Source organism: Streptomyces sp. NPDC104371, assembly GCF_055583785.1.
The window spans coordinates 239,603-266,417 of the sequence record NZ_JBVJNF010000004.1; the positions used below are offsets into that span (position 1 = coordinate 239,603).

General features: G+C 70.6%; 22 protein-coding genes. 11 read left to right on the forward strand and 11 right to left on the reverse strand.

Annotation, left to right across the window (positions count from 1 at the left end):
• Positions 1 to 150 precede the first annotated feature (150 nt).
• Positions 151 to 1,512, forward strand: coding sequence for a glutamine synthetase family protein (locus tag ACZ60T_RS15240; protein WP_365619920.1), 1,362 nt, complete (start codon positions 151 to 153; stop codon positions 1,510 to 1,512).
• 79 nt (positions 1,513 to 1,591) lie between these two features.
• On the opposite strand, the gene ACZ60T_RS15245 is transcribed toward ACZ60T_RS15240, so the two are convergent.
• The 4 genes from ACZ60T_RS15245 to ACZ60T_RS15260 are packed head-to-tail and all read right to left on the reverse strand — an operon-like array spanning position 1,592 to position 5,291.
• Positions 1,592 to 2,821: an ABC transporter permease gene (locus ACZ60T_RS15245; RefSeq protein ID WP_469666311.1), complete on the reverse strand. Its 1,230-nt coding sequence runs from the start codon at positions 2,819 to 2,821 to the stop codon at positions 1,592 to 1,594.
• Complete coding sequence (locus tag ACZ60T_RS15250; RefSeq protein WP_469666312.1) at positions 2,818 to 3,561, reverse strand: ABC transporter ATP-binding protein; 744 nt, start codon at positions 3,559 to 3,561, stop codon at positions 2,818 to 2,820. Before ACZ60T_RS15250 ends, ACZ60T_RS15245 begins: the two co-directional genes overlap by 4 nt.
• Positions 3,558 to 4,625, reverse strand: coding sequence for a peptidoglycan-binding protein (locus tag ACZ60T_RS15255; RefSeq protein WP_469666313.1), 1,068 nt, complete (start codon positions 4,623 to 4,625; stop codon positions 3,558 to 3,560). The genes ACZ60T_RS15250 and ACZ60T_RS15255 overlap by 4 nt, the downstream gene beginning before the upstream one ends.
• Positions 4,626 to 5,291, reverse strand: a complete 666-nt coding sequence (locus ACZ60T_RS15260) for a hypothetical protein (RefSeq protein WP_469666314.1) — start codon at positions 5,289 to 5,291, stop codon at positions 4,626 to 4,628. It abuts the gene before it with no gap.
• 134 nt (positions 5,292 to 5,425) lie between these two features.
• On the opposite strand from ACZ60T_RS15260, the gene ACZ60T_RS15265 reads away from it, so the two are divergent.
• From ACZ60T_RS15265 to ACZ60T_RS15280, 4 genes are all read left to right on the forward strand, one after another.
• Positions 5,426 to 6,115, forward strand: coding sequence for a response regulator transcription factor (locus tag ACZ60T_RS15265; RefSeq protein WP_365619935.1), 690 nt, complete (start codon positions 5,426 to 5,428; stop codon positions 6,113 to 6,115).
• 44 nt (positions 6,116 to 6,159) lie between these two features.
• The gene (locus ACZ60T_RS15270; RefSeq protein WP_469666315.1) at positions 6,160 to 7,599 is read left to right on the forward strand and encodes an ATP-binding protein; all 1,440 of its coding nucleotides are present in this window, start codon (positions 6,160 to 6,162) and stop codon (positions 7,597 to 7,599) included.
• Positions 7,596 to 8,135, forward strand: a complete 540-nt coding sequence (locus tag ACZ60T_RS15275) for a GerMN domain-containing protein (protein ID WP_469666316.1) — start codon at positions 7,596 to 7,598, stop codon at positions 8,133 to 8,135. The genes ACZ60T_RS15270 and ACZ60T_RS15275 overlap by 4 nt, the downstream gene beginning before the upstream one ends.
• Positions 8,136 to 8,243: 108 nt before the next feature.
• Positions 8,244 to 11,240: a bifunctional [glutamine synthetase] adenylyltransferase/[glutamine synthetase]-adenylyl-L-tyrosine phosphorylase gene (locus ACZ60T_RS15280; protein WP_469666317.1), complete on the forward strand. Its 2,997-nt coding sequence runs from the start codon at positions 8,244 to 8,246 to the stop codon at positions 11,238 to 11,240.
• A gap of 25 nt (positions 11,241 to 11,265) precedes the next feature.
• Here ACZ60T_RS15280 and ACZ60T_RS15285 read toward each other — a convergent pair whose 3' ends face one another.
• Complete coding sequence (locus ACZ60T_RS15285) at positions 11,266 to 12,132, reverse strand: phosphatase PAP2 family protein (protein ID WP_469666318.1); 867 nt, start codon at positions 12,130 to 12,132, stop codon at positions 11,266 to 11,268.
• Between the two features lie 109 nt (positions 12,133 to 12,241).
• Complete coding sequence (locus ACZ60T_RS15290) at positions 12,242 to 13,276, reverse strand: LacI family DNA-binding transcriptional regulator (protein ID WP_365619947.1); 1,035 nt, start codon at positions 13,274 to 13,276, stop codon at positions 12,242 to 12,244.
• A 507-nt stretch (positions 13,277 to 13,783) separates the two neighbouring features.
• On the opposite strand from ACZ60T_RS15290, the gene ACZ60T_RS15295 reads away from it, so the two are divergent.
• From ACZ60T_RS15295 to ACZ60T_RS15310, 4 genes are all read left to right on the forward strand, one after another.
• Positions 13,784 to 15,058, forward strand: a complete 1,275-nt coding sequence (locus ACZ60T_RS15295; protein ID WP_469666319.1) for an extracellular solute-binding protein — start codon at positions 13,784 to 13,786, stop codon at positions 15,056 to 15,058.
• 144 nt (positions 15,059 to 15,202) lie between these two features.
• Positions 15,203 to 16,207: a carbohydrate ABC transporter permease gene (locus ACZ60T_RS15300; protein ID WP_469666320.1), complete on the forward strand. Its 1,005-nt coding sequence runs from the start codon at positions 15,203 to 15,205 to the stop codon at positions 16,205 to 16,207.
• 13 nt (positions 16,208 to 16,220) lie between these two features.
• Positions 16,221 to 17,123, forward strand: a complete 903-nt coding sequence (locus tag ACZ60T_RS15305; RefSeq protein ID WP_365619956.1) for a sugar ABC transporter permease — start codon at positions 16,221 to 16,223, stop codon at positions 17,121 to 17,123.
• 217 nt (positions 17,124 to 17,340) lie between these two features.
• A complete protein-coding gene (locus ACZ60T_RS15310) occupies positions 17,341 to 19,017 on the forward strand; it encodes a glycoside hydrolase family 13 protein (RefSeq protein ID WP_469666322.1) in 1,677 nt (558 codons plus the stop codon).
• An 83-nt stretch (positions 19,018 to 19,100) separates the two neighbouring features.
• Here ACZ60T_RS15310 and ACZ60T_RS15315 read toward each other — a convergent pair whose 3' ends face one another.
• Positions 19,101 to 20,918, reverse strand: coding sequence for an RICIN domain-containing protein (locus tag ACZ60T_RS15315; RefSeq protein WP_469666323.1), 1,818 nt, complete (start codon positions 20,916 to 20,918; stop codon positions 19,101 to 19,103).
• Positions 20,919 to 21,032: 114 nt separating this feature from the next.
• Complete coding sequence (locus ACZ60T_RS15320) at positions 21,033 to 22,007, reverse strand: AraC-like ligand-binding domain-containing protein (RefSeq protein WP_469666582.1); 975 nt, start codon at positions 22,005 to 22,007, stop codon at positions 21,033 to 21,035.
• 300 nt (positions 22,008 to 22,307) lie between these two features.
• Between ACZ60T_RS15320 and ACZ60T_RS15325 the strand changes: the two genes are divergently transcribed.
• Together ACZ60T_RS15325 and ACZ60T_RS15330 are read left to right on the forward strand one after the other, a co-directional pair.
• Complete coding sequence (locus ACZ60T_RS15325; protein WP_469666324.1) at positions 22,308 to 23,690, forward strand: alpha-amylase; 1,383 nt, start codon at positions 22,308 to 22,310, stop codon at positions 23,688 to 23,690.
• Positions 23,691 to 23,765: 75 nt separating this feature from the next.
• Positions 23,766 to 23,972 (forward strand): hypothetical protein, encoded by a 207-nt coding sequence (locus tag ACZ60T_RS15330; protein WP_365619991.1) that lies wholly within the window; start codon positions 23,766 to 23,768, stop codon positions 23,970 to 23,972.
• A gap of 51 nt (positions 23,973 to 24,023) precedes the next feature.
• On the opposite strand, the gene ACZ60T_RS15335 is transcribed toward ACZ60T_RS15330, so the two are convergent.
• Genes ACZ60T_RS15335 through ACZ60T_RS15345 form a run of 3 tightly spaced genes read right to left on the reverse strand, consistent with a single transcriptional unit; the run spans position 24,024 to position 26,728 of the window.
• Positions 24,024 to 24,740: a TetR/AcrR family transcriptional regulator gene (locus ACZ60T_RS15335; RefSeq protein ID WP_469666325.1), complete on the reverse strand. Its 717-nt coding sequence runs from the start codon at positions 24,738 to 24,740 to the stop codon at positions 24,024 to 24,026.
• Between the two features lie 57 nt (positions 24,741 to 24,797).
• The gene (locus ACZ60T_RS15340) at positions 24,798 to 25,850 is read right to left on the reverse strand and encodes a PDR/VanB family oxidoreductase (RefSeq protein WP_469666326.1); all 1,053 of its coding nucleotides are present in this window, start codon (positions 25,848 to 25,850) and stop codon (positions 24,798 to 24,800) included.
• On the reverse strand, positions 25,850 to 26,728 hold the full coding sequence (locus ACZ60T_RS15345; protein WP_469666328.1) for a metal-dependent hydrolase: 879 nt from the start codon (positions 26,726 to 26,728) through the stop codon (positions 25,850 to 25,852). Before ACZ60T_RS15345 ends, ACZ60T_RS15340 begins: the two co-directional genes overlap by 1 nt.
• Positions 26,729 to 26,815: the final 87 nt, after the last annotated feature.

The following is a 26,815-nucleotide window of genomic DNA, read 5'->3' on the forward strand; positions in this document are numbered from 1 at the left end:
TTACGGACACGGGCGAGAGGGGGCAAGATGGGCGACAGGGCACCGCAATGCGCGTGAAACGCTGGTGTGGTGTGATGCCCAGGTGCCCGGCCGGCTCCCGTGACGACGGGGACACAGGCGGTCTGACCAGCAAGGATGGGGAAGCGGAAGATGGACAAGCAGCAGGAGTTCGTGCTCCGGACGTTGGAGGAGCGCGACATCCGGTTCGTACGTCTGTGGTTCACGGACGTGCTGGGCTTCCTGAAGTCGGTGGCCGTGGCGCCCGCCGAGCTGGAGCAGGCCTTCGACGAGGGCATCGGCTTCGACGGCTCCGCCATCGAGGGCTTCGCCCGGGTCTACGAGTCCGACATGATCGCCAAGCCGGACCCCTCGACCTTCCAGATACTGCCGTGGCGCGCCGAGGCGCCGGGTACGGCCCGGATGTTCTGCGACATCCTCATGCCCGACGGCTCCCCGTCCTTCGCCGACCCGAGATACGTCCTCAAGCGCGCCCTCGCCCGCGCCTCCGACCTGGGCTTCACCTTCTACACCCACCCGGAGATCGAGTTCTTCCTGCTGAAGAACAAGCCCCTGGACGGCACCCCGCCCACCCCGGCGGACAACTCCGGCTACTTCGACTACACCCCGCAGAGCGTCGGCCAGGACTTCCGCCGCCAGGCGATCACGATGCTGGAGTCGATGGGCATCTCCGTCGAGTTCTCCCACCACGAGGGCGCCCCCGGCCAGCAGGAGATCGACCTGCGCTACGCCGACGCGCTCTCCACGGCCGACAACATCATGACCTTCCGCCTGGTCATGAAGCAGGTCGCGCTGGAGCAGGGCGTCCACGCCACGTTCATGCCCAAGCCGTTCTCGGAGCACCCGGGCAGCGGCATGCACACCCACCTGTCCCTCTTCGAGGGCGACCGGAACGCGTTCTACGAGTCCGGCGCCGAGTACCAACTCTCCAAGGTCGGCCGCTCGTTCATCGCCGGCCTGCTGCGGCACGCGGCGGAGGCCTCGGCGGTCACCAACCAGTGGGTGAACTCCTACAAGCGCATCTGGGGCGGCTCCGAGCGCACCGCGGGCGCGGGCGGCGAGGCGCCGTCGTACATCTGCTGGGGCCACAACAACCGCTCGGCGCTGGTCCGGGTGCCCATGTACAAGCCGGGCAAGACGGGTTCGGCACGGGTCGAGGTCCGCTCGATCGACTCGGGCGCCAACCCGTATCTGACCTACGCGGTCCTGCTCGCCGCCGGGCTGAAGGGCATCGAGGAGGGGTACGAACTCCCGCCGGGCGCCGAGGACGACGTCTGGGCCCTGACCAACCGCGAGCGCCGCGCGATGGGCATCGACCCGCTGCCGCAGAACCTGGGCGAGGCCCTCACGCTGATGGAACACAGCGACCTGATCGCGAGCACGCTCGGCGAGCACGTCTTCGACTTCTTCCTGCGCAACAAGCGCCAGGAGTGGGAGGAGTACCGCAGCGAGGTCACGGCGTTCGAACTGCGCAAGAACCTGCCGGTGTTGTAAGGGCGGTGTTGTCAGGGCGGAGCCGGTCCGTGCCCGGCGCGCGCCGCCGCTCGGTGCGGTGCGCGCCGGGCACGGTGCGTCACGTGGCGTTCAGCGCGACGGTGGGGTGCAGGCGCGACGCCCGCACCGCCGGGTAGAGGCCCGCCAGCACCCCGATGACCAGGGTCGCCGCGAAGCCGACCGCCAGGGACCAGGGCGGGACCACCGCGGTCCAGCCCTGGGCGAAGGCGAATCCGGCCGTGGCCGCCGCGCCGAGCACGGCGCCCGTAGCGCCACCGAGGGCCGACAACAGCAGGGATTCCGTGAGGAATTGAAGGCGGATCGCGCCCTTGGTGGCGCCGATCGCCCGGCGCAGACCGATCTCCTGGCGGCGTTCCAGCACCGAGACGACCATGGTGTTGGCCACGCCGACCCCGCCGACCAGCAGCGCCACCGCGCCCAGGCCGAGCATCAGGGTGGTCAGCCCCTTGTCGGTCGCCGCCTTCGCCGCGAGCGCGTCCGAGGGGCGCGAGACCTTGACGGAGCCCTCGGCGCCGGGGCTGACCGTACGGGCCAGGACGGCGCGTACGCTCTCGACCGTGGCGTCCGGCGAGCGTTCGAAGATCATCGAGGGGTGGCCGTCGAAGCGGAAGTACGTCTCGGCCGCGGGGAAGCCGACCAGCGCCACGCGGTCCAGGGTCGGGACCAGCTCCACGGGCCGGAGGATGCCGACCACGACGACATGTTCGTCGTTGATCGTGATCATCTCGCCCGGCTCGGTGACGCCCAGGCGCTGCGCGGCGATCGAGCCGAGGACCGTCACGGGCAGGTGTTCGTTGGCGCTGTTCAGCCAAGTCCCCTGGGCCACCCGGGCGTTGAGGGCCGTCAGAAGATCCGTACGGGCCGCCTGCGCGGTGACGCCCGCCGTCCGTTCCTCGGGCACCACATCACTGCGGCGGATCCGCGCGTCCACGTTCGCGGTCGCCGTGGCGTGCTGGACGGGGCCGATGCGCTCGACCATCGCCACCGCCGACTTCGGCAGCTTCACCTCCTGACCCTGCGCGTCCTTGCCCGCCTCGACGGTGAGGAGGTTCGTGCCGAGGCGGTCGAGCCGGGCCATCAGGTCCGACTTGCTGGACTGGGACAGGCCCACCACGGCGACCATGGTGGCGATCCCGAGCGCGATCCCGAGGGCGGACAGGACGACACGGGCGCGGCGGGCGCGCAGCCCGACCGCACCGAGGCCGAGGACATCGCGGGGCGACAGCCGGGAGGACCTGAGCCGGGGCGGCGGGCCCGCGGGGTCCGGCCGCCGGTTCGGGAGCGTCATCGTGAACTCGCCTCCTGCGCGAGGGAATCCGAGACGATCTCGCCGTCCCGGAAGCGCACGCGGCGCGGCAGCGAGTCCGCGATCTCGTTGTCATGGGTGATCACGCAGATCGTGGTGCCCGCCGCGTTCAGTTCGTGCAGCAACGCCATGACGACCTCGCCGGACGCCATGTCCAGGGCACCGGTCGGTTCGTCGGCGAGCAGCAGGTCCGGCTCGCCGACCAGCGCGCGGGCGATGGCGACGCGCTGCTTCTCACCGCCGGACAGCTCGGTGGGCCGATGGCCGAGCCGATGGCCGAGGCCGACCCGCTCCAGGGCGGCGCGGGCCCGGACCCGGCGCTCCCCGCGGGGGACACCCGCGTACAGGAGCCCGTCCGCGACGTTGTCGACGGCGTCGCGGCCCGCCGCCAGATGGAAGTGCTGGAACACGAAGCCGATGTGGCGCGCCCGCAGCGCGGACAGTTGCGCGTCCGACAGCCGGTCCACGTCGTACCCGGCCACCCGGACCGAGCCCGCCGTGGGGGCGTCGAGCGTGCCGATGACGTTGAGCATCGTCGACTTGCCGGACCCCGACGGGCCGACGATCGCGAGGAGTTCACCGGCACGGACGGTGAGGCTGACGCCGCGCAGGGCGTGCACACCGCCCGGGTACGACTTGACGACGTCCCGCAACTCGACGACGGACGCCGGGCCGGGTGCCGCGTCAATCGCCGGGCCGGGTACGGGGATCGGGTGTGTCATTCGGTGGCCGTCCCGACCTTGAGGCCCTCTTCGAGCCGCGGCCCGCTGACCTCGATCCGGCCGTCGGCCGTCATCCCCGTCTCGACCCGCACCATCCGGGACGTGCTGCCCTCCACGAGTTGCAGGCCGTAGCCGCCGTCCGCGCCGCGCAGCGCGACGACCGCCTCCACCGGCACCACGAGGACCCCTTTGCGGCTCTCGCTGACGAACTTCACGCTCGCCGTCGCCTTGGCGTCCTCCCCGGACACCGCCGAGGCGCCGCCGTCCAGGGTGATCTCGACCGTGATGTCGTTCTGGGGCGTGGTCTCCTCCGAACTCTCCGGCTGGACCGTTCCCGCGACCCGGCCGGGCTTGGTCGCACCGCTCGGCAGGGTCACCACGACACGCGTGCCCTTCGTGGTGAGCGAGGCGTCGGCCTGGTCGAGCCGCGCGCGGACGACGGGCTCGGTGGAGGCGACCGTGAGGACGGCCGCGTCCGGGCCCACCTGGTCGGCGAGCGCCGCGTCCGCACGGACCACGGCGACCTGTTCGGGCTGGAAGACGACATCTCCCTTGCCGACCCTGCCGGTCGGCGTGCGGTTGAGGGACGTCTGCCACCGCTTGACGGCGGCTTCCGTCGCCTTGTCGAAGCGCGGGTCGACATAGAGCCCCTGGCCGTAGCCGAGCGCGACGAGATTGCGCTCCAGTTGCAGCACGTCACTGCCGCGGTCGCCGACCTTCATCTCACGGAACGCGGGCACCGGGCCGTACAGCAGCGTGACCGGCTTGTCGTCCAGCTCGTAGAGGGCCTGACCGCGGGTGACCGTGGCGCCCTCCCGCGCCGGGACCGTCACCGTGCCCGCGACCGCCGACTTCACCGCGCGGCGCCGCGCGAAGTCGATCCTGCCGTCGACCGTCTTCGACTGCACCAGGTCGGTGCGGATGATCGTGGCGGTGGCGGACGGCAGGGCACCGCCGCCGTCCTTCGCACCGGCGCCGCCACCGCCGTACACGAGGGCGCCCGCGACCGACGCCATGGCGGTCACCGCGGCACCACCGATGAGGAATCCCGTACGACGCTTCATCTACTGCATCCCGTCCAGACCCTCGAGCAGCTTGCCCTTGCAGGCCTCGCGGGCCTGCTTGTACGCGGGGGACTTCAGGTCGATGGACGGGCTCGCGGGGTTCGGGTCGCCGCCCGGCATGACGTTGCCGCCGGACATGGTGGGGTTGGTGAACCGGGAGACACCGTTCTCCCGCATGCACTTGGCGTGCGCGAGCATCGACTCGTAGTCCTTCTGCGTGTCGCGCTCGGGCTCCAGCTTCATGGCCGCGGACATCTCCGGGAAGCAGACGGCGTCCTTGCCGCCCTTGTACTCCTCGCCCTTGCCGTTCGGGTCGACGACCTCGTCGATCTTCGGCCAGTCCAGATAGCCGCTCAGCCGGGGATCGGGAAAGTCCTTCACCCCGCCCTTGGTCCGCATACAGCGGACGTACGCCATCTGCGCGTCGTAGAAGGCGCTCTTGCCCTCGGCGGCGGGCTTCGAGGAGTCCTTGCCCGCGCCGGACGACCCGTCCGCGGTCGGCTCGCCGGGCACGGACGCGACCTCGTCGCCGCGGTTCGCGGCCGTGTCGTCCCCGCCGCCGCACGCGACGCAGAAGGCCAGCAGGGGAACGGCGACGGCGGCGGCCAGCCGGAGCCGCGCGGTGCCACGGGACGCGGCGCCGGGGGAAGCGCTGTGGATGCTCATGCGCTCACCGTCGGACCCGTACATGGTGGCCGGTCCATGACCACATGATGAGCGGGTAACAATGCGCGCGGTCACCCGTCCCGCCCGCCCTCCGCGCGGCTGAACAGGGCGGATCCGTGCGCATAATCGGCCTCATGGCCCATGTACTGCTGATCGAGGACGACGTGTCCGTGCGCGACGGCATGGAACTGGTACTGCGCCGGCACGGCTACGACGTCGACACGGCCGCCACGGGTGAGGACGCCCTCGCCCTGCTGGCCGGACCGGCGGGCGCGGCCGTCGAACTCGCCGTGCTCGACCTGATGCTGCCGGGCATCGACGGCTTCGAGGTCTGCCGCCGGCTGCGCGCCGCCGGGTCGACGCTGCCCGTGATCATGCTCACCGCGCGCGGCGACGACGGCGACATCGTGCGCGGCCTGGAGGCGGGCGCCGACGACTACGTGGTCAAGCCGGTGACCGCGCCGGTCCTGGAAGCCAGGATCCGGGCGGCGCTGCGCCGGGCCGAACCGGTGCGCTCGGCGCGGGGCGAGGACCACGCGGGCCTGGTCATCGACCGGGCCGGACTCACGGTCACCAAGCGCGGTGCGCCCCTCGCCCTGCCGCCCACCGAACTGCGCCTCCTGCTCGAACTCTCGGCCTCCGTGGGGCGCGTCTTCAGCCGGGAGCAGTTGCTCCGGTCCGTGTGGGAGCACGGCTTCCTCGGCGACTCGCGGCTCGTGGACGCGGCGGTCGGCCGCCTCAGGGCCAAGATCGAGGACGTCCCCGCGCGGCCGCGCTACATACAGACGGTACGAGGCTTCGGCTACCGCTTCGGACCGGTGTGAGCATGCGCCGCCCCCGCCCCCGCCCCCGTCCGCGCCGCCCGCGTTTGCGCGGTCCGGCACGGCTCGCCGGTCTGCGCACCCGGCTCGTCGTCGCGTTCGTCCTGGTCGCCCTCGTCAGCGCGGTCACCGCGACCACGCTCGCCTACCGCGAATCCCGCACCGCCGTGCTCCAGCGCAAGCAGGACGCCGTACGGACCGAACTCAGGAACCGGGTCGAACAGGCCGCCGCCGACTTCGACGTCCCGGCCGACGAGGTCTCCCTCACCCGCTTCGCCACCGGCATCGCGGACGGACTCGGCGACGGCGCCGTCGTCGTCACCCAGTACCGCTCCCTCACGGCGTCCTCCGACGCCTCCGCCGACCGCTCGCGGATCACCCCCGCCCTGCGCGAGGCCGTACGCACCCGCAACCGCATGAGCTTCCAGCGGGTCGACTGGCACGGCAGCCCCTTCCTGGTCGTGGGCACCCCCGTCACCTTCGACGGGGCGGCGCCGTCCGGCCTCGATGTCTTCGCCGTCACCTCGCTGCGGGCGGAACTCGAGGACACGGCAGGGGTGATCGACGCGGTGCGCGACGGCATCGTGCCCGTGGTGCTGCTCGCCGCCCTCCTCGCCCTCCTCGCCGCCGGTACCGTGCTGCGCCCCGTACGCGAACTGGAGCGGACCACCCGGCGTCACGCGGAAGGCGACCTCACGTCCCGCGCGCGGGTACGGGGCCGGGACGAACTGGCCGACCTGGCACGGGATGTGAACAGAACGGCGAGCGCCCTGGAGGCGTCCGTCGCCGAGCTGCGCGAGCAGGACGCGCGGGGCAAGCGCTTCGTCGCCGATGTCTCGCACGAACTGCGGACGCCGCTCGCCGCGATGACGATGGTCTCCACCGTCCTCGACGAGGACGCGGCGACCCTGCCGCCGGACGCGGCCCACGCCGCCCGCACGGTCAGCGAGGAGACCGCCCGGCTCACCCGGCTCGTGGACGACCTGATGGAGATGTCGCGCTTCGACTCCGGGGCGGCCCGGCTCGACCTGACCGACACCGACCTCACCGAAGCCGTCCGCGCGACGCTGTCGCTGCGCGGCTGGACCGACCGCGTACACGTTCAACTCACCTACGACACCTGGGCGTTGGTCGACCGGCGCCGCGTCGACGTGATCGTCGCCAACCTCGTCGGCAACGCGCTCCGCCACGGCGCCGAACCCGTGACGGTCACCCTGGACACCGACCCGGCCGGGGACCGGGTCACCATCGAGGTCGCCGACCGCGGCCCCGGACTGCCGCCCGAGTCCCTCGCCCATGTCTTCGACCGCTTCTACAAGGCGGACACCGCGCGCACCCGCTCGGAGGGAAGCGGCCTCGGCACCGCGATCGCGCTGGAGAACGCGCGCCTGCACGGCGGCACCATCGACGCGGCCAACAGACCTGACGGCGGCGCGGTGTTCACCCTCCGCCTGCCCCGGCGGCCCACCCGCGAGAGGACCCGATGAACACCGCTCACCGACGCACGAGATCCGCCGGGGCCGCACTGGCGGGCCTGACGCTCCTGCTGCTCGCCGGATGCGGGGTACGCCCCACCGGCGTCCTGGACGGCGGCGAGGCCGCGGGCGGGCTGACCAAGGGACTGCGCCTGTACTTCGTCTCCCAGACCGGACGCCTGGAGGCGGTCGCCCGCCCCGACATCCCGGCGGCCAAGGTCACCGACCCGAACGGCGTCATCAAACTCCTCATGGGCGGCCCGTCAGCGGCGGAACGTGCCGCCGGGCTCACCACCTTGGTGACGTCGGAAACCGGATACGGGGCCACGGTCGACCGGGACGAGGTCACCGTGCGCGTCCCCGATCTGGGACTCTCCCCTTCGTCCACGGGCGACCGGAACCTGATGGGCCAACTGGTGTGCAGCATCGCGCGCGCACGGGCCGCGGCCGACGGCAGCGGCACGACGCGCGCCGACGACATCCGCGTCACGGTGCGACCGCGCACCGGGACGGCGGGTACCTACGTGTGCTCGGACTTCCTGAGGTGACGCACGGCCCCGGCGACCCGGGCGGCCGGGACGTCCGAAACACGCCCTGCGCCCGCCCGGCCGGTTACCCTCTGGCCAGGACGTGTGCGGACTCGGCGGGAGGCCCAGATGACGGTGCCAGGGCGTAGGAGCAGCACCTTCACCCGGCTGCTGCGGCACGGCTTCACCGCCCCCTCCGCCGCCGAGCGGCTCCTGGACAGCGCCGAGCTGGCGCCGATAAGGACCGACCCCGTCCTGCTCGACGCCCTCGGCGCGACCGCCGACCCCGATCTCGCGCTGCACGGCCTGGTCCGGCTGCTGGAGGCGCAGCCCGGCGCCACCGCCCGGCACGAGCTGCTCGACACACTGATCTCGGCCAAGCCCCTGCGGGACCGGCTGCTCGGCATCCTCGGCGCCTCCGCCGCGCTCACCGACCACCTCACCCGCCACCCCGGCGACTGGCACGCGCTGGTCACCTACGAGCAGCGGGACCTGCACCCCGGCGTCACGGAGTTCGAACGCCAGCTCGCCCAGGCCCACGACCCCGTCTCGCTGCGTGTCGCCTACCGCCGCTGTCTGCTCTCGATCGCCGCGCGCGACGTGTGCGGCACGATCGACGTCGCCGAGACCGCCGCCGAACTGGCCGACCTCGCCACCGCCACCCTGCGCGCCGCCCTCGCCCTCGCGAGCGCCGCGGCCCCCGACGACGACGCCCGCTGCAAGCTCGCCGTGATCGCGATGGGCAAATGCGGCGGCCACGAACTGAACTACGTCTCCGACGTGGACGTCATCTTCGTCGGCGAAGCTGTCAACGGCACCGAGGAGAGCAAGGCCCTCCAGGCCGCGACCCGGCTCGCCTCGCACATGATGCGGATCTGCTCCGACGTGACGGTCGAGGGCACCATCTGGCCCGTGGACGCCAACCTGCGCCCCGAAGGCCGCAACGGCCCCCTCGTCCGCACCCTCAGCAGCCACCTCGCCTACTACCAACGCTGGGCCAAGACCTGGGAGTTCCAGGCCCTGCTCAAGGCCCGCCCGGTGGCCGGTGACCGCGACCTCGGCGAGAGTTACGTCGCCACCCTCGCGCCCCTCGTCTGGCACGCCGCCGAGCGCGACAACTTCGTCCCCGACGTCCAGGAGATGCGCCGCCGGGTCATCGCCAACATCCCCGCCGGAGAGGTCGAACGCGAACTCAAGCTCGGCCCGGGAGGCCTCCGGGACGTCGAATTCGCCGTACAACTCCTTCAGTTGGTCCACGGCCGCGCCGACACCGCACTGCGCAGCGGCACCACGCTCGACGCCCTGAAGGCCCTGGCGGCCGGTGGCTACATCGGCCGCGTCGACGCCGTCCAACTCGACGACGCCTACCGCTTCCTGCGCTCCATGGAGCACCGCCTCCAGCTCTACCGGCTGCGCCGCACCCACCTGTTGCCCAAGGACGAGGGCGATCTGCGGCGCCTCGGCCGCTCGCTCGGCCTGCGCACCGACCCGATCGGTGAACTGACCCTCGAATGGCGGCGGCACACCGGCGTCGTACGCCGCCTGCACGAGAAGCTCTTCTACCGCCCACTGCTCGACGCCGTCGCCCAACTCGCGCCCGGCGAAGCCCGGTTGAGCCCCGAGGCGGCCCGCGAACGCCTGATCGCCCTCGGCTACGAGGACCCGGCCGCCGCCCTGCGCCACCTGGAGGCGCTCGCCTCCGGCGTCACCCGCAGGGCCGCCATCCAGCGCACCCTGCTGCCCGTGCTCCTCGGCTGGTTCGCCGACTCCGCCGACCCGGACGCGGGCCTGCTCACCTTCCGCAGGGTCTCCGAGGCGCTCGGCAAGACCCCCTGGTATCTGCGGCTGCTCAGGGACGAGGGCGCCGCCGCCGAGAACCTCGCCCGCGTCCTGTCCGCGGGCCGCCTCGCCCCCGACCTGCTGATGCGCGCACCCGAGGCGGTGGCCCTGCTCGGCGACGGCGACGGCGCCGGGCTCGAACCCCGCGGACGCGCCCAGTTGGAACAGGAGATCCTCGCCGCCGTCGGCCGCGCCGAGAACGCCGAACAGGCCGTCGCGGCGGCCCGCGGCGTACGACGGCGCGAACTGTTCCGTACGGCCGCCGCCGACATCGTCGGCTCCTACGACACCGCGGACACTCCGACCGGACCCGACCAGGGCGCCCTCGTGGACCTGGTCGGCGACGCCGTCTCGGACCTCACGGCCGCGACCCTCGCGGGCACACTCCGCGCCGTCGTCCGCGCGGGCTGGGGCGACACCCTGCCCACCCGGTTCGCGGTCATCGGCATGGGCCGCCTCGGCGGGCACGAACTGGGCTACGGCTCGGACGCGGACGTGCTCTTCGTCCACCAGCCCCAGGACGGCGTCGACGAGCGGGAGGCGGCCGACGCCGCCAACAAGGTCGTCGCCGAGATGCGCCGACTGCTCCAACTCCCGAGCACCGACCCGCCGCTGCTGATCGACGCCGACCTGCGACCGGAGGGCAAGTCCGGCCCGCTCGTGCGCACCCTGACCTCGTACGCCGCCTACTACCGCCGCTGGTCGCTGGTCTGGGAGGCACAGGCGCTGCTGCGGGCCGAACCCGTCGCCGGGGACGAGGAGTTGGGCCGCCGCTTCATCGACCTGATCGACCCCCTGCGCTACCCGGCCGAAGGCATCGGTGACGACGCCGTCCTGGAGATCCGGCGGCTCAAGGCCCGGATGGAGTCCGAACGGCTGCCCCGCGGCGCCGACAAGACCCTCCACGCGAAGCTCGGCCGGGGCGGTCTGTCCGACGTCGAATGGACCGTACAACTCCTCCAACTGCGGCACGCCTGGGCCGAACCGGGCCTGCGCACCACCCGCACCCGCCCCGCCCTCGCCGCCGCCTGCGCCGCCGGACTGATCCCCGCCGAGGAGGCCGCCGTCCTCGACGAGGCCTGGATCCTGGCCACCCGGGTCCGCAACGCCGTGATGCTGGTCCGCGGGCGCGCGGGCGACACCTTCCCCTCCCAGACCAGGGAACTCGCCGCCGTGGGACGCTATCTGGGCTACGGGCCCGGACACGTGGGCGACATGCTGGAGGACTACCGGCGCACGACCCGCCGGGCCCGGACGGTCGTGGAGGAACTCTTCTACGAAGCCTGACCGCATGTCACGCCACGCGCCCCGCTCACACCTTCGCGGGCAGCAACGCGGGCGCGCCCGCCGCCCGCGGCAGCGTGTACGGCAGCGCGCCGTACCAGAGCCGCGCCGTGGCGAAGCCGAACGACAGACACAGCATGCCGCCCACCGCGTCCAGCCAGAAGTGGTTGGCCGTCGCCACGATCACCGAGAGCGTCGTCAGCGGATACAGCAGCCCGAGCACCCGCACCCACGGCACCCGCGCCAGCGCGTAGAGGGTCAGACCGCACCACAGCGACCAGCCGATGTGCATCGAGGGCATCGCCGCGTACTGGTTCGACATGTGCTTCAGATCGCCCGACGCCATCGAACCCCAGGTCTGGTGCACCACCACCGTGTCGATGAAGCCGCCGCCGTTCATCAGCCGCGGGGGCGCCAGCGGGAACAGGTAGTAGCCGAGCAACGCGACCGCCGTCGTGGCGAACAGGGCCAGCCGCGCCGCCGTGTACCGCCCCGGATGGCTGCGGTACAGCCACACCAGAACGCCCAGCGTCACCACGAAGTGCAGCGTCGCGTAGTAGTAGTTCATTCCGACGATCAGCCATGTCGCCGAGTTCAGCGTGTGGTTGACCGACTCCTCGACGGCGATCCCCAGATGGTTCTCCAGCCGCCACAGCCAGTCCGCGTTCCGCAGCGCCTCGGCCCGCTGCTCCGGCACCGCGTTGCGGATCAGCGAGTAGGTCCAGTAACTCACCGCGATCAGCAGGATCTCGAACCAGAAGCGCGGGCGACGGGGCGTGCGCAGCCGGGCGAGGAGGAACGGCCCCACGCGCCCTCGCGCCGACGTGCCCGCGCCGGGTGGGGGAGCGGCCTTCCGCTGTCGGCCCTCCCACTCCGCCACGGTCCTGTCACCCATAGGGACAGAGTCTGCCAGACAATGCTTTCCCGGCCGATCACCCCTTGGAAGGGTTCAAGCCAGATGTTCTCCACCTTACGGACGTCTCGCGGGGCCCCGCGCATCGTGCCTAGGAACGACTCCGGTTCCCGGGCGCCGAAGCCGTCGAACCCCGCACCACCAGCTCCGGCATGAACACGAACTCACTGTGCGGCGCGGGCGTCCCGCCGATCTCCTCCAGCAGCGTGCGCACCGCCGCCTGCCCCATCGCGGGCACCGGCTTGCGGATCGTCGTCAGCGGCGGGTCCGTGAACGCGATCAGCGGGGAGTCGTCGAATCCCACCACCGAGACGTCCGTGGGGACTTCGAGCCCTCGCTGACGCGCCGCGCGGATCGCGCCGAGCGCCATCATGTCGCTCGCGCACACCACCGCCGTGCACTCCCGCTCGATCAGCGCGGACGCCGCCGCCTGACCACCCTCAAGGGTGTACAGCGAATGCTGGATCAGCCGTGTCCGCACCTCCTCCGCCGACAGACCGAGCCGCTCCCGCATCGCGTGCACGAACCCCTCGATCTTCCGCTGCACCGGCACGAACCGCTCGGGCCCGAGCGCCAGTCCGATCCGGGTGTGTCCGAGGGACACCAGATGCGTGACCGCCAGCGTCATCGCGGCCCGGTCGTCGGGGGAGATGAACGGCGCCTGCACCTTCGGGGAGAAGCCGTCCACCAGGACGAAGGGCACCCCCCGCGCGCGCAGCCGCTCATAGCGCTGCATGTCGGCCTTGGTGTCCGCGTGCAGCCCGGAGACGTAGATGATGCCCGCGACCCCGCGGTCCACCAGCATCTCCGTCAGTTCGTCCTCCGTGGACCCGCCCGGCGTCTGTGTCGCCAGCACCGGCGTGTACCCCTGACGCGTCAGCGCCTGGCCTATGACCTGGGCCAGCGCCGGGAAGATCGGGTTCTCCAGCTCCGGGGTGATCAGACCCACCAGCCCCTCGCTGCGCTGCCGCAGCCGCACCGGGCGTTCGTAGCCCAGTACGTCGAGGGCGGCCAGCACGGACTGACGGGTGGTCGGGGCGACACCGGGCTTGCCGTTCAGGACCCGGCTGACGGTCGCCTCGCTGACCCCCGCCTGAGCTGCGATGTCGGCAAGCCGTGTGGTCACAGCACCGGACTGTACCGGCCGGGGTGTGGGCTGCCCACCAGAGGGACGTCGGGCCCGCCCGCTCGAACGGCCCGGTGCGGGTTGCTGCGTCATCGCGCTCCCTACGTGGTCTGGTCGACGTTCGCCTTGCCACGGATCCGCAACCGGTTCCGCGACGGGTTCCGCAACTGGTTCTGCAACGGGATGGTTCTCCCGTCCGGCACGTGTGGCAAGAGCTTGCAGAGTCTTGCACAAGTGCCGGACTTCCCGCAGAACTGCCACATCGTCAAGCCACAACCCCTTCCGACCGGATCACGGACCGATAACCGACCCGCCCTTCTTGCACAAATTTTCTGCAAGCCCTTTCGCGCAGGTTGCATCGCTGTTACGTTCACGTCGCCCGGCGGCCTCCCACCCGCCCGACCTGACACGAGCAGGCGGGAGCAGTCGGCAAGTCTGCAAGTCGGCACAGGGGCGGCGGCCAGAACGTCTCCTCGCCCCAACGGGCTTAACCCTCAAGGAGAACTCATGCGGCGTGGCATAGCGGCCACCGCGCTGGTGGCGTCCGTCGCCCTCACGGCGTCGGCCTGCGGCGGAAGCGACAGCGACAGCAGGTCCGACGGCCCGGTCACCATCACCTGGTGGGACACCTCCAACGCCACCAACGAGGCCCCGACGTACGACGCCCTGGTCAAGGACTTCGAGAAGGCCAACCCGAAGATCAAGGTCAAGTACGTCGACGTCCCCTTCGACCAGGCGCAGAACAAGTTCGACACCGCCGCCGGCTCCAAGGGCGCCCCCGACGTGCTGCGCTCCGAGGTCGGCTGGACCCCCGCCTTCGCGAAGAAGGGCTACTTCCTGCCGCTCGACGGCACCGAAGCCCTCGCGGACCAGGACAAGTTCCAGCCCAACCTCATCAAGCAGGCCCAGTACGACGGCAAGACCTACGGCGTGCCGCTGGTCACCGACACCCTCGCCCTGGTCTACAACAAGGACCTCTTCAAGAAGGCCGGCATCACCAAGGCGCCCACCACCTGGGCCGAGTTGAAGACCGCCGCCGCGAAGATCAAGGACAAGACCGGCGTCGACGGCTACTGGGGCTCCGCCACCCAGGCCTACTACGCCCAGACCGCCCTCTACGGCGAAGGCACCGACACCGTCGACGCCACCGCCAAGAAGATCACCATCAACTCGCCCGCCGCGATCAAGGGCTACGCCACCTGGCTGGGCATGTTCTCCGGCAAGGGCCTGCACAAGGCCGACACCACCGCCGACGCCTACGCCCACATCCAGGACGCCTTCGTCAACGGCAAGGTCGCCGCGATCATCCAGGGCCCCTGGGAGATCACGAACTTCTACCAGGGCAGCGCCTTCAAGGACAAGGCCAACCTCGGCATCGCCACCGTCCCCGGCGGCTCCAGCGGCAAGGCGGGTGCCCCGACCGGCGGCCACAACCTCTCGGTCTACGCCGGCTCCGACAAGGCCCACCAGGAAGCGGCCCTGAAGTTCGTCAACTTCATGACCTCCGCCAAGACCCAGGAGGCCATCGCCCTGAAGAACTCCACGCTGCCCACGCGTGACGACGCCTACACCGACAAGGTCAAGGCCGACCCCGGCATCGCCGGCTACCAGGGCGTGCTCGCCGCCGCCCAGCCGCGCCCCGAACTGCCCGAGTACAGCTCGCTGTGGGCCCCGCTCGACACCGAGCTGACCAAGATGGCCGGCGGCAAGGAATCGCTGGACAAGGGGCTGAGCAACGCGGAGACCGCGATCAGCAAGCTGGTCCCGGACTTCAGCAAGTAAGCCCGCGTGGCCGTCGGATCCTCCAGCCAAGGGGGGAAGGATCCGGCGGCCACCGGCCCGCCCGCCGTACCCGGGCCACCGGACGCCCGCGCCGAGGCCCGTGCACCCACCTCGATAAGCAGATCCTGACGAAGGTTGTCGAACATGACAGTCGCCATCGACCGCGCGACCGGCAAACGCCGAGGTGACCGCGCGCCGCGGCCGGGCCTCGGCCGGCGTCTGAAGCAGAGCTACCACAAGCATTGGTACGCGTACGCGATGATCGCGCCCGTCGTGATCGTGCTCGGCGCCCTCGTGGTCTACCCCCTGGTGTACGGCTTCTATCTCACCCTCACCGACGCCAACAGCCTCAACACCGCCCGGACGATCGGCGTCAACCACATCGACGCCACGTACCAGTTCGTCGGCCTGGACAACTACAAGGACATCCTGTTCGGGGAGACCGCGTACGACCGCTTCTGGTCGCACTTCCTCTGGACGATCGCCTGGACGGTCCTGTGCGTCGGCATGCACTACACCTTCGGGCTCGGCCTCGCCCTGCTGCTCAACCAGAGGTTCCGCGGACGCACCTTCTACCGCATGATCCTGGTGCTGCCCTGGGCCGTACCCACCTTCGTCACCGTCTTCGGCTGGCGCTTCATGCTCGCCGACAGCGGCGTTGTCAACGCCGCCCTCGACTGGCTCGGCCTGCCCGCCCCGGCCTGGCTGGAGGACACCTTCTGGCAGCGGTTCGCCGCGATCATGGTCAACACCTGGTGCGGCGTGCCGTTCATGATGCTCTCCCTGCTCGGCGGGCTCCAGGCCATCGACACCTCCCTGTACGAGGCCGCCGAGATGGACGGCGCGACCGCCTGGCAGCGCTTCCGCTACGTCACCCTGCCCGGCCTGCGCTCCGTCAGCTCCACCGTCGTCCTCCTCGGCATCATCTGGACCTTCAACCAGTTCGCCATCATCTTCCTGCTGTTCGGCAAGACCGCCCCCGACGCCCAGATCCTGGTCACCTGGGCGTACTTCCTGGGCTTCGGACAACAGCCGCGTGACTTCGCGCAGTCCGCCGCCTACGGCATCCTGCTACTGGCCATCCTGATCGTCTTCACCTCCTTCTACCGCCGCTGGCTGAACCGCAACGACCAGCAGCTCGCGATCTGAGGCAGGAGTCCCCATGAGCACCACCACCGTCGAGACCCCCGCCGCGCCGGCCCCCGAGGCCACTCCGCGCCGCCGCACGCGCCGCCGCGGCGAGCGCGGCCCGCTCGCCACCGTCGCCTCGCACGCCCTGCTGATCGTGGCCGGCCTGATCGCGTTCTTCCCGGTCGCCTGGCTGTTCTTCCTGTCCCTCGGCCCGGACAAGGACGACTATCTGCACCCCGGGCAGATCTGGCACAAGATGACGTTCGACAACTACGCGTTCGTCCTCCAGCACACCGACTTCTTCGACTGGCTGAAGAGCTCGCTCATCATCACGCTCGGCACCACCGCCATCGGCGTGATCCTCGCCGCGACCAGCGGCTACGCCGTCTCCCGGATGCGCTTCCCCGGCTACCGCAAGTTCATGTGGGTCCTGCTGGTCACCCAGATGTTCCCGGTCGCCGTCCTGATCGTGCCGATGTACCAGATCCTCTCGGACCTCGGCCTCATCGACACCTACCTCGGCCTGATCCTCGTCTACTGCACCACCGTCGTGCCCTACAGCGCCTGGCTGCTCAAGGGCTACTTCGACACCATCCCCTTCGAGATCGACGAGGCCGGACGCGTCGACGGACTCACCCCGTTCGGCACCTTCGTCCGGCTGATCCTGCCCCTGGCCCGGCCCGGTCTCGCCGTCGCCGCCTTCTACAACTTCCTCACCGCGTTCGGCGAGGTCGCCTTCGCCTCCACGTTCATGCTGAGCAGCGACAAGTACACCTTCGCCGTCGGCCTGCAGAGCTTCGTCAGCGAACACGACGCCCAGCGCAACCTCATGGCCGCCACCGCCGTGCTGGTCGCGATACCCGTCTCCGCGTTCTTCTACCTCGTACAGAAGAACCTGGTGACCGGCCTCACCGCGGGCGGCACGAAGGGCTGACGGCTTCGCCCCCCCGAAGCTCCCGTGCGCCGTTGCCGCGCCGACGACGGCGCTGCCATCCTCGGAAATCCTGCGCTTGGGGACGCCGTCCCCGTCGGCACCGTGGCCGCCTCGTCACCGCACCCGCACCGCAGCCCCACCCGACGCCCATGACCCGACATTCGCCCCGGCCCACGACACATCAGGGCGGGGGACACCCCATCGCATTGAGGACGCCATGAGCCAGCACTCCACCGACCCGGCCCCGGCCCCGGCCCCGAACACCGGCCTCGCCACCGTCTCCGGCCACCGCGACTGGTGGCGCGACGCGGTGATCTACCAGGTCTATCCGCGCAGCTTCGCCGACAGCAACGGCGACGGCATGGGCGACCTGGAGGGCGTACGTTCCCGACTCTCCCACCTGCGCGACCTCGGCGTGGACGCCGTATGGCTCAGCCCCTTCTACGCCTCGCCGCAGGCCGACGCCGGCTACGACGTCGCCGACTACCGCGCCGTGGACCCCATGTTCGGCAACCTCATGGACGCCGACGCGCTGATCCGCGACGCCCACGCACACGGCCTGCGCATCATCGTCGACCTCGTCCCGAACCACTCCTCCGACCAGCACGAGTGGTTCAAGCGCGCCCTTGCCGAAGGCCCCGGATCGCCGCTGCGGGAGCGCTACCACTTCCGGCCCGGCAAGGGCGAGAACGGCGAACTCCCGCCCAACGACTGGGAGTCCATCTTCGGCGGCCCCGCCTGGACCAGGGTCGCGGACGGCGAGTGGTACCTGCACCTGTTCGCCCCCGAGCAGCCGGACCTCAACTGGAACCACCCCGCCGTCGGCGACGAGTTCCGCTCGATCCTGCGCTTCTGGCTCGACATGGGCGTCGACGGCTTCCGCGTCGACGTCGCCCACGGCCTGGTCAAGGCCGAGGGCCTGCCCGACCTCGGCAGCCACGACCAGCTCAAGCTCCTGGGCAACGACGCGATGCCGTTCTTCGACCAGGACGGCGTCCACGCCATCTACCGCCAGTGGCGCACCATCCTCGACGAGTACGCGGGCGAGAAGATCTTCGTCGCCGAGGCCTGGACGCCGACCATCGAGCGCACCGCCCTCTACGTCCGCCCCGACGAACTGCACCAGGCCTTCAACTTCCAGTACCTGGGGACGCATTGGGACGCGGCCGAACTGCGCGCCGTCATCGACACCACCCTCGACGCGATGCGCCCCGTCGGCGCCCCCGCCACCTGGGTGCTCTCCAACCACGACGTCACCCGGCACACCACCCGCTTCGCGCACGACCGCGCCCTCGGCACGCAGATCCGCGAGGCGGGCGACCGGGAACTGGGCCTGCGCCGCGCCCGCGCCGCCACCCTGCTCATGCTGGCCCTGCCCGGCTCGGCCTACCTCTACCAGGGCGAGGAGTTGGGCCTGCCCGACGTCGTGGACCTCCCCGACGAGGTCCGCCAGGACCCCGCCTTCTCCCGCGGCGAAGGCCAGGACGGCTTCCGCGACGGCTGCCGCGTACCGATCCCGTGGACCCGTACGGGCTCCTCGTACGGCTTCGGCGACGGCGGCAGTTGGCTGCCGCAGCCCGAAGGCTGGGGCGACCTGAGCATCGAGGCCCAGCAGGGCGTGGCGGGCTCCACCCTGGAGCTGTACCGCACGGCGCTGGCAGCCCGCCGCGACCACCCCGACCTCGGCGCGGGCGAGAGCGTGGAGTGGCTCAAGGCCCCCGAGGGCGTCCTGGCCTTCCGCCGCGGCGGGTTCGTCTGCGTGGCCAACACCACGGGCGAGACGGTGACGACCCCGGCGTACGGCGACATCCTGCTCGCCAGCACGGAGCCGACGATCGCGGACGGCGAGACGAAGCTCCCGGCGGACACGACGGTGTGGTGGACGACAGGCTGACACCCACGCGCTTGACGCCAGAGGCCCGCCGTCCACGAAGGACAGCGGGCCTCACCATTGCGCGTCAGAGGCGCGTGGTCAGGTCACACGGTGGGTGCGGTCTTGGAGAGGGTCCAGCGTTCGTCCTGCGCCTCCGTGCAGGTCCACTGGATGAGCTGGCTGCCCTTCGTCGCGGCGGAGCCCAGGCCCAGGCACTTGCCCGAGTAGACGTTCCGTAGCTGGTGGGTGGTCGAGTCGTACCACCACTTCTCGTCCACCGCGCCGTTGCAGGAGTACTGGATCATGCCCTTGCCGTTGTCGAGGCTGCTGCCCGTGCCCAGGCACATGCCGGAGTGCACGTTCTGGATCTCGTAGGCGAGGTTGCCGTTGTTGTCCTTGGTCGGACCGACCACCCAGCGCTCGTCCGGGGCGTTGTTGCAGCCCCACTGGATGACCGGCTTGCTCGCCTCGTACTTGCTGCCGACGCCCGCGCACAGCTTGCTGTAGTCGTTGGACAGGTACTGGTAGTCCTCGGCTCTCCGGGGCAGCATGGAGAAGACGACGCGCTTGCCGTCCTTCTCGTTCAGGCCCCACAGGCGGCCCGAGGAGAACGAGTAGGACAGGTTCTGAGTGAGGGGCGAATCTCGGGTGAGGATCTCTACCTTGTCGTCCGGCTTGGCCCGCCAGAGGCAGTAGTAGGCGCTCGTGTCCGTGGGTACTTTGACGTCCCGGTAGCCGTTGTCGCAGAAGGCCGATATGTAGTAGTACGTGCCGTCGGTGGCCACGCCCTGCAGACCGTGGAGACGGGACATATAGGCGGCCGTCGCCTTGACGGGGGCTGTGCCGCCCTCGACGAGGTCTTCGATCGGCCAGCGGCTCACGTCCGTCATCTCCTCGCGCTTGCCATCCCCGAAGCGTCCGGAGACCAGGCGCGGCGGCGACACACTGCGGTCCAGGCTCAGGGCACTCAGGCAGACGACGGGCTTCGTGCAGTTCATGTTGCTGCGTTCGCCCTCGTCGGCGTTGTCCTGCTCGGCCTTGGTGCGGTTCGAGTAGCGAGCGACCATCGGCAGGGCCCACTGGTGGTACTCGGCCGCGGACGTGCCGCCCGAGATGCCCGAATCCCCGGAGATGGAGTTGACCTTCCACAGGTGGTTGAGGTCGTAGATCTGCAACTCGCCACCGTTGGCCACGAACAGCCGGTTCCCGTACCAGACCATGCCGTCGCCGTGGACGTCGTCGACGCTCTGGAAGTTCGGGTTGGACCGGCTGCCGGTCGGCTTCACCAGCAGCACGTGCCCGTAGGTCCAGCTCCCGCCGGCCGACTCCAGGATGGAGACGCGGGCCTTCTTGTTGCGGTCGTTGTCGCCGCCCCCGTCGCCGTAGTACCAGGTCGCCATGTACAGGTGATGGCCGTCGACCGTGCCGCTCGGGTCCGCGTCGTGCGAGGCGGTGAATCCCTGCGGGTGCCAACCCCCGCTCGTGCTCCAGGCGTTGCTCTTGTCGTCCGTCTCGTCCCAGCAGAAGCCGTTGTACTTGAACACGCCGTTGATGCCGGTCGTGTGGCACAGCGGGCGGCCGATGTGCTGTTTCGACTGGGCGACGCTCAGCGGGGAGACCCGCGTCACGACGCCCTTCGCCTCGGCCCCCTCGATCACCGACCGTGCCGTCTGCCCCTCGTCGACACCGGGCATCTCGCGCGGATGGAGAAGGAGCTTGGACAGTTCCTCGCTCTTCTTCTCGCTCTCGAACAGCTTGCCCGAGTCATGGATCTTCGGTGGAGCTTCGGCGGCGAACGCCGCCTGAGAGCCCGATGCCAGCCCCGTCAGTCCCAGAGCCGCCACCGAGGACAGAGCGACCAGTGCCGCGGTGATCCGTCCTCTGCGACGGCCCCGGCGACGGTCCCGTTTCTTCGCAATCATGAGTGAAGGGTCGGGGAGTGCCGCCGGGGAGTCGTTAGCAATCAGTGCACAGTTCAGCAATCAGCCCAGAGTTCAGCAATCAGTGCACAGTTCAGCCATCAGTCCACAGTCCGCTCAGCGGTGGGTGGACATGGCCTGGTGCCGGTGGTCCTTGGGCGTGCTGCCGTAGGCCGCGCGGTAGGCGCGGCTGAAGTCGGCCGCGCGAGGGAACCCCCAGCGGGCGGCGATGGCGTGGATGGGGGTGGCGCGCAGCGCCGGGTCGGTGAGGTCGCGGCGGGCCGCCTCCAGACGCAGCCCGCGTATCCACGCGGCGACGGTGGCGTCCTCGTCCTGGAAGAGGCGGTGCAGATAGCTGAGGGAGATGTGGTGCGCGGCGGCGATGGTGGCCGGGGTGAGGCATGGGTCGTGCAGGTGCTGGTGGATGAACGCCTGGATGCGCCAGGTGAGGGCCCGTCGGCGGGTCTCCGGGGGCAGACAGCGGCCCGCTTCGAGGAGATGGGCGAAGAGCACGGCGACCAGAGGGGTCGCGACGGCGGCGAGGCGCGGCCGGTCGGAGGGCCGGTACGCGCCCGGGTCCGAGGCCAGCCGGGTGAGGAACTGGCCCAGCAGCGCACCCACGCCGTCCCGGGCCGACACCGGCGCCCCGACGATCCGGCCCGCCAGGTCGCGGGGCAGCGGCAGCAGCGCCTTGGGGATCTCCAGGGCCACGGTCTGGAACGTGTCCCTGGCCGCATGGACATCGCTCGGCAGCGAGGTCGAGTTGATGAACAGGTCGTCCGGCCGGTACGCGGTCTCCCGGTGCCGCCACACGCCCGCCCCGTGCCCGCGTACGACGAGTGAGACGTGGTACGCCTCGGGGTCGGACTGCCGGATCAGCTTCGGCGTGCGCCGGAAGACCAGCGGCTGGGACGTGGCGGTCCATACGGTGACAGGGCCGAGGTCCAGCACGCGCTGGGAGGCCCGGAAGTCGTCCTCGTGGTCGCTGCGCAGCTCCATGGGCGCGTGAGTACGGCCCAGGAGATCGGTCCAGTAGCCGAACCGCTCCGCCGCGGACACGTCCACGCTCCGGAACACCGTCTCGTCCAACACCTGTCTCTTCACCGTTCCCGAAACCTCTGGTCACCTGCTGTTCCCGGGGAGATGACGGGGTGACCGAACGCCCCGGTTCCACTTCGCACCGGGGAGTGCTCACCACCACGACAGTGCGGCCCACCACCAACCAGCCGTCATTCCGGCCCCGTTGGGCATCTGCGACGCGAGCACGGCCGAGGTATTGACCCTCGAAGTCACGGGCTCATACGGTCTGCGCATTGCAAGAAGCTGAAACTTGCAGCAAGTCCCTTCAAGGGGCCCCACGCCCCGCAGGCCACTCCGTAAAGGACCCCCCACATGGCCAAGAGAACGCTCTCCGGTGCCCTCGCGCTCACCGCCGCCGCGGCCGTCGCCCTCGTCGTCCCCGGTGGGACCGCGCAGGCCGCGCCGCCCGGTACCAAGGACGTCACCGCCGTCCTCTTCGAGTGGAACTTCGCCTCCGTCGCCAAGGAGTGCACCACCACCCTCGGTCCCGCGGGCTACGGCTACGTCCAGGTCTCCCCGCCCGCCGAGCACATCCAGGGCTCCCAGTGGTGGACCTCGTACCAGCCGGTCAGCTACAAGATCGCGGGCCGTCTCGGTGACCGCGCCGCCTTCCAGAACATGGTCAACACCTGCCATGCCGCGGGCGTGAAGGTCGTCGCCGACACCGTCATCAACCACATGTCGGCCGGAAGCGGCACCGGCACCGGCGGCTCCTCGTACACCAAGTACGACTACCCCGGCCTCTACTCCGCCGCCGACTTCGACGACTGCACCTCCGAGATCAGCAACTACCAGGACCGCTGGAACGTCCAGCACTGCGAACTCGTAGGCCTCGCCGACCTCGACACCGGCGAGGAGTACGTCCGCAAGACCATCGCGGGCTATCTGAACGACCTGCTGAGCCTCGGCGTCGACGGCTTCCGTGTCGATGCCGCCAAGCACATCCCCGCCGAGGACCTGGCCAACATCAAGTCCCGGCTCACCAAGCCCTCCGCCTACTGGAAGCAAGAGGTCATCTACGGCGCGGGCGAGGCCGTCCAGCCGACCGAGTACACCGGCAACGGAGACGTCCAGGAGTTCCGTTACGCCTATGACCTCAAGCGGGTCTTCAGCGGTGAGAAGCTCGCCTACCTCTCCGACTTCGGTGAGTCCTGGGGGTACTTGAACGGATCCGGCGCCGGTGTCTTCGTCGACAACCACGACACCGAGCGCAACGGCTCCACCCTCAACTACAAGAGCGGCGCCGACTACACCCTGGCGAACGTCTTCATGCTCGCCTGGCCCTACGGCTCGCCCGACGTCAACTCCGGCTACGAGTGGTCCGACCCGGACGCCGGGCCGCCCAACGGCGGTCAGATGAACGCCTGTTGGCAGAACGGCTGGAAGTGCCAGCATGCCTGGCCCGAGATCAAGTCGATGGTCGCCTTCCGTAACGCCACCCGCGGCGCGGCCGTCACCGACTGGTGGGACAACGGCGACAACCTCATCGCCTTCGGCCGCGGCACCAAGGGCTACGTGGTGATCAACCACGAGAACACCACGGCCGACCGCTCGTACCGGACCTCGCTGCCCGCCGGGACGTACTGCGATGTCCAGGGCAACAGGACCGTGACGGTCGACAGCGGCGGCTGGTTCCAGGCCTCCCTCGCCCCGAACACCGCCCTCGCCCTCTACGCTGGCAAGTCAAGCTGCTGATCTCCGGGTACGCCGTACTCGGGCATGCCCTCACCACGGTGACGGGCCGCGCAAGAGAGAGTCACGGACAGATTCATGAGGATCGCCTGGTTCGTCTGGCTGGCGAGGCATTTCGGTGAATACGGCTACAGCGACGGGCCGTTGCGCGCCACGATCGGCACGACGGTGGTGCTGGTGACCGCCGTGCTGATCTGGTGCACCCTGCACCGCCATCGTCCGGCCGCCGTGGCCGCCACCGGTCTCACCTGTGCCGTGGGCATCGGGTGGCTGGCCTTCCACTGAGGGCTTCCGGGCGCCGGGGCGAGGTGTGCGAGGCGCACGCACGCCTCGCCTTCAGGACGCCAGCGTCACCAACCGCCCGACCAGCTCCCCGAACGGCCCGTCCCCCGGCTCCTCCCGCAGGATGCCGCGCAGCACCGCCGTCATCCCGTCGTCGTACGCGGCGGACACCGCCAGCAGTGCCGCGAAGTCATGCACGAGCTGCCGCTCCAGCTCGTCGCGCGGCACCCGGCGGCCGTCCAGCCAGAGCAGGGCCGTCGACTCGACCAGCGAGATCCACGACCGGATCACCAACTCGAGCCGTACCGGCGGCTCTTCGACCCGCAGATGCGCGAGGATCTGGGCGTACGCGGCCTCCCGTACCGCATCGATCAGCGCGTGCGTCCGCGACAGCGCGTCCCTGGAGCGGGTGCTGCCCGCCGAGACGGCGGGGCCGCTGCGCATCAGCGCCGCGAAGCCGGGGCCGTGGCCGTCGACGAAGTCGAAGAAGCGGCCCATCACGCGCAGCAGCCGCGCTCCCAGCGGACCCTCCTGCGGCTCCACGAACCGCGTCGCGAGATCCTCCGACGCCCGCTTCAACGCCGCCTCGTACAGGCTGAGTTTGCCGGGGAAGTAGTGATAGAGCAGCGGGCGCGAGATGCCCGCTGCGGACGCTATCTCGTCGATGGAGACCTCGTCGGGAGAGCGTCGGCTGAACAGTTCGAGCGCCACGCCGATGAGCTGCTGACGTCGCTCCTCGACTCCCATTCTGCGGCGCACCCCGGTCGTCATACGAACACCCTACCGAGCGGATCCGGCCTTCCCAGGACGCTGATCGGCCACGGCTGTTCACAGATCCAGGACGATGCGCTCCCCTTGTGCCCGCGACACACAGATCAGCATCGACTCACCGCGCTCCGCGTCCGTGAGCAGTTCGTCCCGGTGGTCGATCTCCCCTTCCAGGACCCGCTGTCGGCAGGTCCCGCAGAAGCCCTGCTCGCAGGAGTACATCGTGCCCGGCAGCTCCGCGCGCACCGCCGCGAGCAGAGAGGAGTCGGCCGGTACGGTCACCGTGCGCCCGCTGCACCGCAGTTCGGCCTCGAAGGGACGGTCACCGCCGACCGCCGTGGCAGGTGGCGCGAACCGTTCCCTGTGCAGGGTGGCGCCCTCGGGGACACGCGCCTCGACCGCCTCCATCAGCCCTTCGGGGCCGCAGCAGTACACCGCCGCGCCCGCGGGCACCTGCGTGAACAGCGCGTCCAGATCGGGCCGTTCGCCCTCGTCCGTGGCGACGACCGTGACCCTGTCCCCTCCCCACTTCTCGATCTCGTCCAGGAACGGCATCGAGGCACGGCCGCGCCCGCAGTAGAGCAACCGCCAGGGCGTGCCGGGCGGCAGCGCACGCAGCATGGGCAGGACCGGGGTGATCCCGATGCCGCCGGCCACGAAGACATACGCGGGCGCTTCCACGAGCGGGAACCGGTTGCGTGGGCCGCGCACCTCGACCTCCGCCCCCTCGCGCAGCTCCTCGTGCACCTCGCGCGAGCCGCCGCGCCCGTCCGCGAGGAGCCGGGTCGCCACCGTGTACGACGAGGTGTCCGCCGTGTCCCCGCACAGCGAGTACTGCCGTATCAGCCCCGAGGGCAGCACCAGGTCGAGATGCGCGCCCGGCTCCCAGCGCGGCACCTGCCGCCCCTCCAGGCGTAGCCGTACGACACCGTCGGCGACGATCTCGCGCCGGGCGACCCTGAGGCGCAGCGCACGGGTACGCGGCCGGCCGGAGACCGGCTCCTCCAGGGCGGGCAGCGGCCACAGCGGCGAGGCCTGGACCCGGCGGCGCAGCGCCCGCCGTACCAGCAGCGCGCCGCCCGCGACGACGGCGACGGTCCGCAGCCGGGGCATCACGCCGCCTCCTTCTCGGCGGCCGTCGCGGCGGGCGAGGCGGCGAGATACGCGACGGCCTGCGCGGTGCAGCCCTCCTGCGAGGGATGGTAGGAGCGGCTGAGATAGCGGGGCACCGAGCGGGCGAGGGCGCCGGTCGACGGCAACACGCCCTCCCGGCCCCGCCGATGGAAGTCCCGGAAGGTGGCCCGGCCCGTGACGAGCGTCGGGTCGTGCTCCAGGAAGAACCGCGTCCCGCGCTGCCACAGGAACACCAGCGCGGAGAACGCGGTCGCCCAGGTGCGCACCCGTCGCCGGTAGCCGCCGTCCAGGTGCATGAACAACTCGTAGGCCACCGACCGGTGTTCGACCTCCTCGGCGCCGTGCCAGCGCAGCAGGTCCAGCATTGTGGGGTCGGCCCCGCGCCGGTCCAGCTCCTCGGCGTTGAGCACCCAGTCGCCGAGGAACGCGGTGTAGTGCTCTATCGCCGCTATGAGCGCGACCCGCTCCAGCAGCCACCAGCGGCGCGCCTTGCCCGGCGGCAGCGTCCGGTCGCCGAGCAGCTTCTCGAAGAGCCAGTCGACCTGCGCGGTGTACGGGGTCGGGTCCAGGCCCAACTCCCGCAGGTGCGGCAGCACTTCGTCATGGGCCTGGGAGTGCGTGGCCTCCTGGCCGATGAACCCGATGACGTCCTCGCGCAGCCGCTCGTCCCGTATCTCGGGCAGGACCTGCTTGTACACATGGACGAACCAGCGCTCACCGGCGGGCAGCAGCAGATGCAGCACATTGATGGTGTGCGAGGTGAACGGATCCTCCGGCACCCAGTGCAGGGGAGTGCCCTCCCATGAGAAGGACACCCTCCGCGCCTTGAGCACCACCCGGGCCTCGTTGTTAGACATGGCGTCAATGTACTGACGGGTAGGCTCGGGGAGAACCCCTGTGCGCCCCGAATTTGCGACGCCACCGCGGCCCTGAAGGACGCCACC

Excerpts from the sequence above, each read along its gene's own strand:
- ACZ60T_RS15265 (WP_365619935.1), top strand. The coding sequence starts at position 5,426 with ATGGCCCATGTACTGCTGATCGAGGACGACGTGTCCGTGCGCGACGGC.
- ACZ60T_RS15305 (WP_365619956.1), top strand. The coding sequence starts at position 16,221 with ATGAGCACCACCACCGTCGAGACCCCCGCCGCGCCGGCCCCCGAGGCC.
- ACZ60T_RS15300 (WP_469666320.1), top strand. The coding sequence starts at position 15,203 with ATGACAGTCGCCATCGACCGCGCGACCGGCAAACGCCGAGGTGACCGC.
- ACZ60T_RS15245 (WP_469666311.1), bottom strand. The coding sequence starts at position 2,821 with ATGACGCTCCCGAACCGGCGGCCGGACCCCGCGGGCCCGCCGCCCCGG.
- ACZ60T_RS15340 (WP_469666326.1), bottom strand. The coding sequence starts at position 25,850 with ATGCCCCGGCTGCGGACCGTCGCCGTCGTCGCGGGCGGCGCGCTGCTG.
- ACZ60T_RS15335 (WP_469666325.1), bottom strand. The coding sequence starts at position 24,740 with ATGACGACCGGGGTGCGCCGCAGAATGGGAGTCGAGGAGCGACGTCAG.
- ACZ60T_RS15255 (WP_469666313.1), bottom strand. The coding sequence starts at position 4,625 with ATGAAGCGTCGTACGGGATTCCTCATCGGTGGTGCCGCGGTGACCGCC.
- ACZ60T_RS15250 (WP_469666312.1), bottom strand. The coding sequence starts at position 3,561 with ATGACACACCCGATCCCCGTACCCGGCCCGGCGATTGACGCGGCACCC.
- ACZ60T_RS15285 (WP_469666318.1), bottom strand. The coding sequence starts at position 12,132 with ATGGGTGACAGGACCGTGGCGGAGTGGGAGGGCCGACAGCGGAAGGCC.
- ACZ60T_RS15295 (WP_469666319.1), top strand. The coding sequence starts at position 13,784 with ATGCGGCGTGGCATAGCGGCCACCGCGCTGGTGGCGTCCGTCGCCCTC.
- ACZ60T_RS15345 (WP_469666328.1), bottom strand. The coding sequence starts at position 26,728 with ATGTCTAACAACGAGGCCCGGGTGGTGCTCAAGGCGCGGAGGGTGTCC.
- ACZ60T_RS15310 (WP_469666322.1), top strand. The coding sequence starts at position 17,341 with ATGAGCCAGCACTCCACCGACCCGGCCCCGGCCCCGGCCCCGAACACC.
- ACZ60T_RS15315 (WP_469666323.1), bottom strand. The coding sequence starts at position 20,918 with ATGATTGCGAAGAAACGGGACCGTCGCCGGGGCCGTCGCAGAGGACGG.
- ACZ60T_RS15275 (WP_469666316.1), top strand. The coding sequence starts at position 7,596 with ATGAACACCGCTCACCGACGCACGAGATCCGCCGGGGCCGCACTGGCG.
- ACZ60T_RS15280 (WP_469666317.1), top strand. The coding sequence starts at position 8,244 with ATGACGGTGCCAGGGCGTAGGAGCAGCACCTTCACCCGGCTGCTGCGG.
- ACZ60T_RS15240 (WP_365619920.1), top strand. The coding sequence starts at position 151 with ATGGACAAGCAGCAGGAGTTCGTGCTCCGGACGTTGGAGGAGCGCGAC.
- ACZ60T_RS15330 (WP_365619991.1), top strand. The coding sequence starts at position 23,766 with ATGAGGATCGCCTGGTTCGTCTGGCTGGCGAGGCATTTCGGTGAATAC.
- ACZ60T_RS15260 (WP_469666314.1), bottom strand. The coding sequence starts at position 5,291 with ATGAGCATCCACAGCGCTTCCCCCGGCGCCGCGTCCCGTGGCACCGCG.
- ACZ60T_RS15325 (WP_469666324.1), top strand. The coding sequence starts at position 22,308 with ATGGCCAAGAGAACGCTCTCCGGTGCCCTCGCGCTCACCGCCGCCGCG.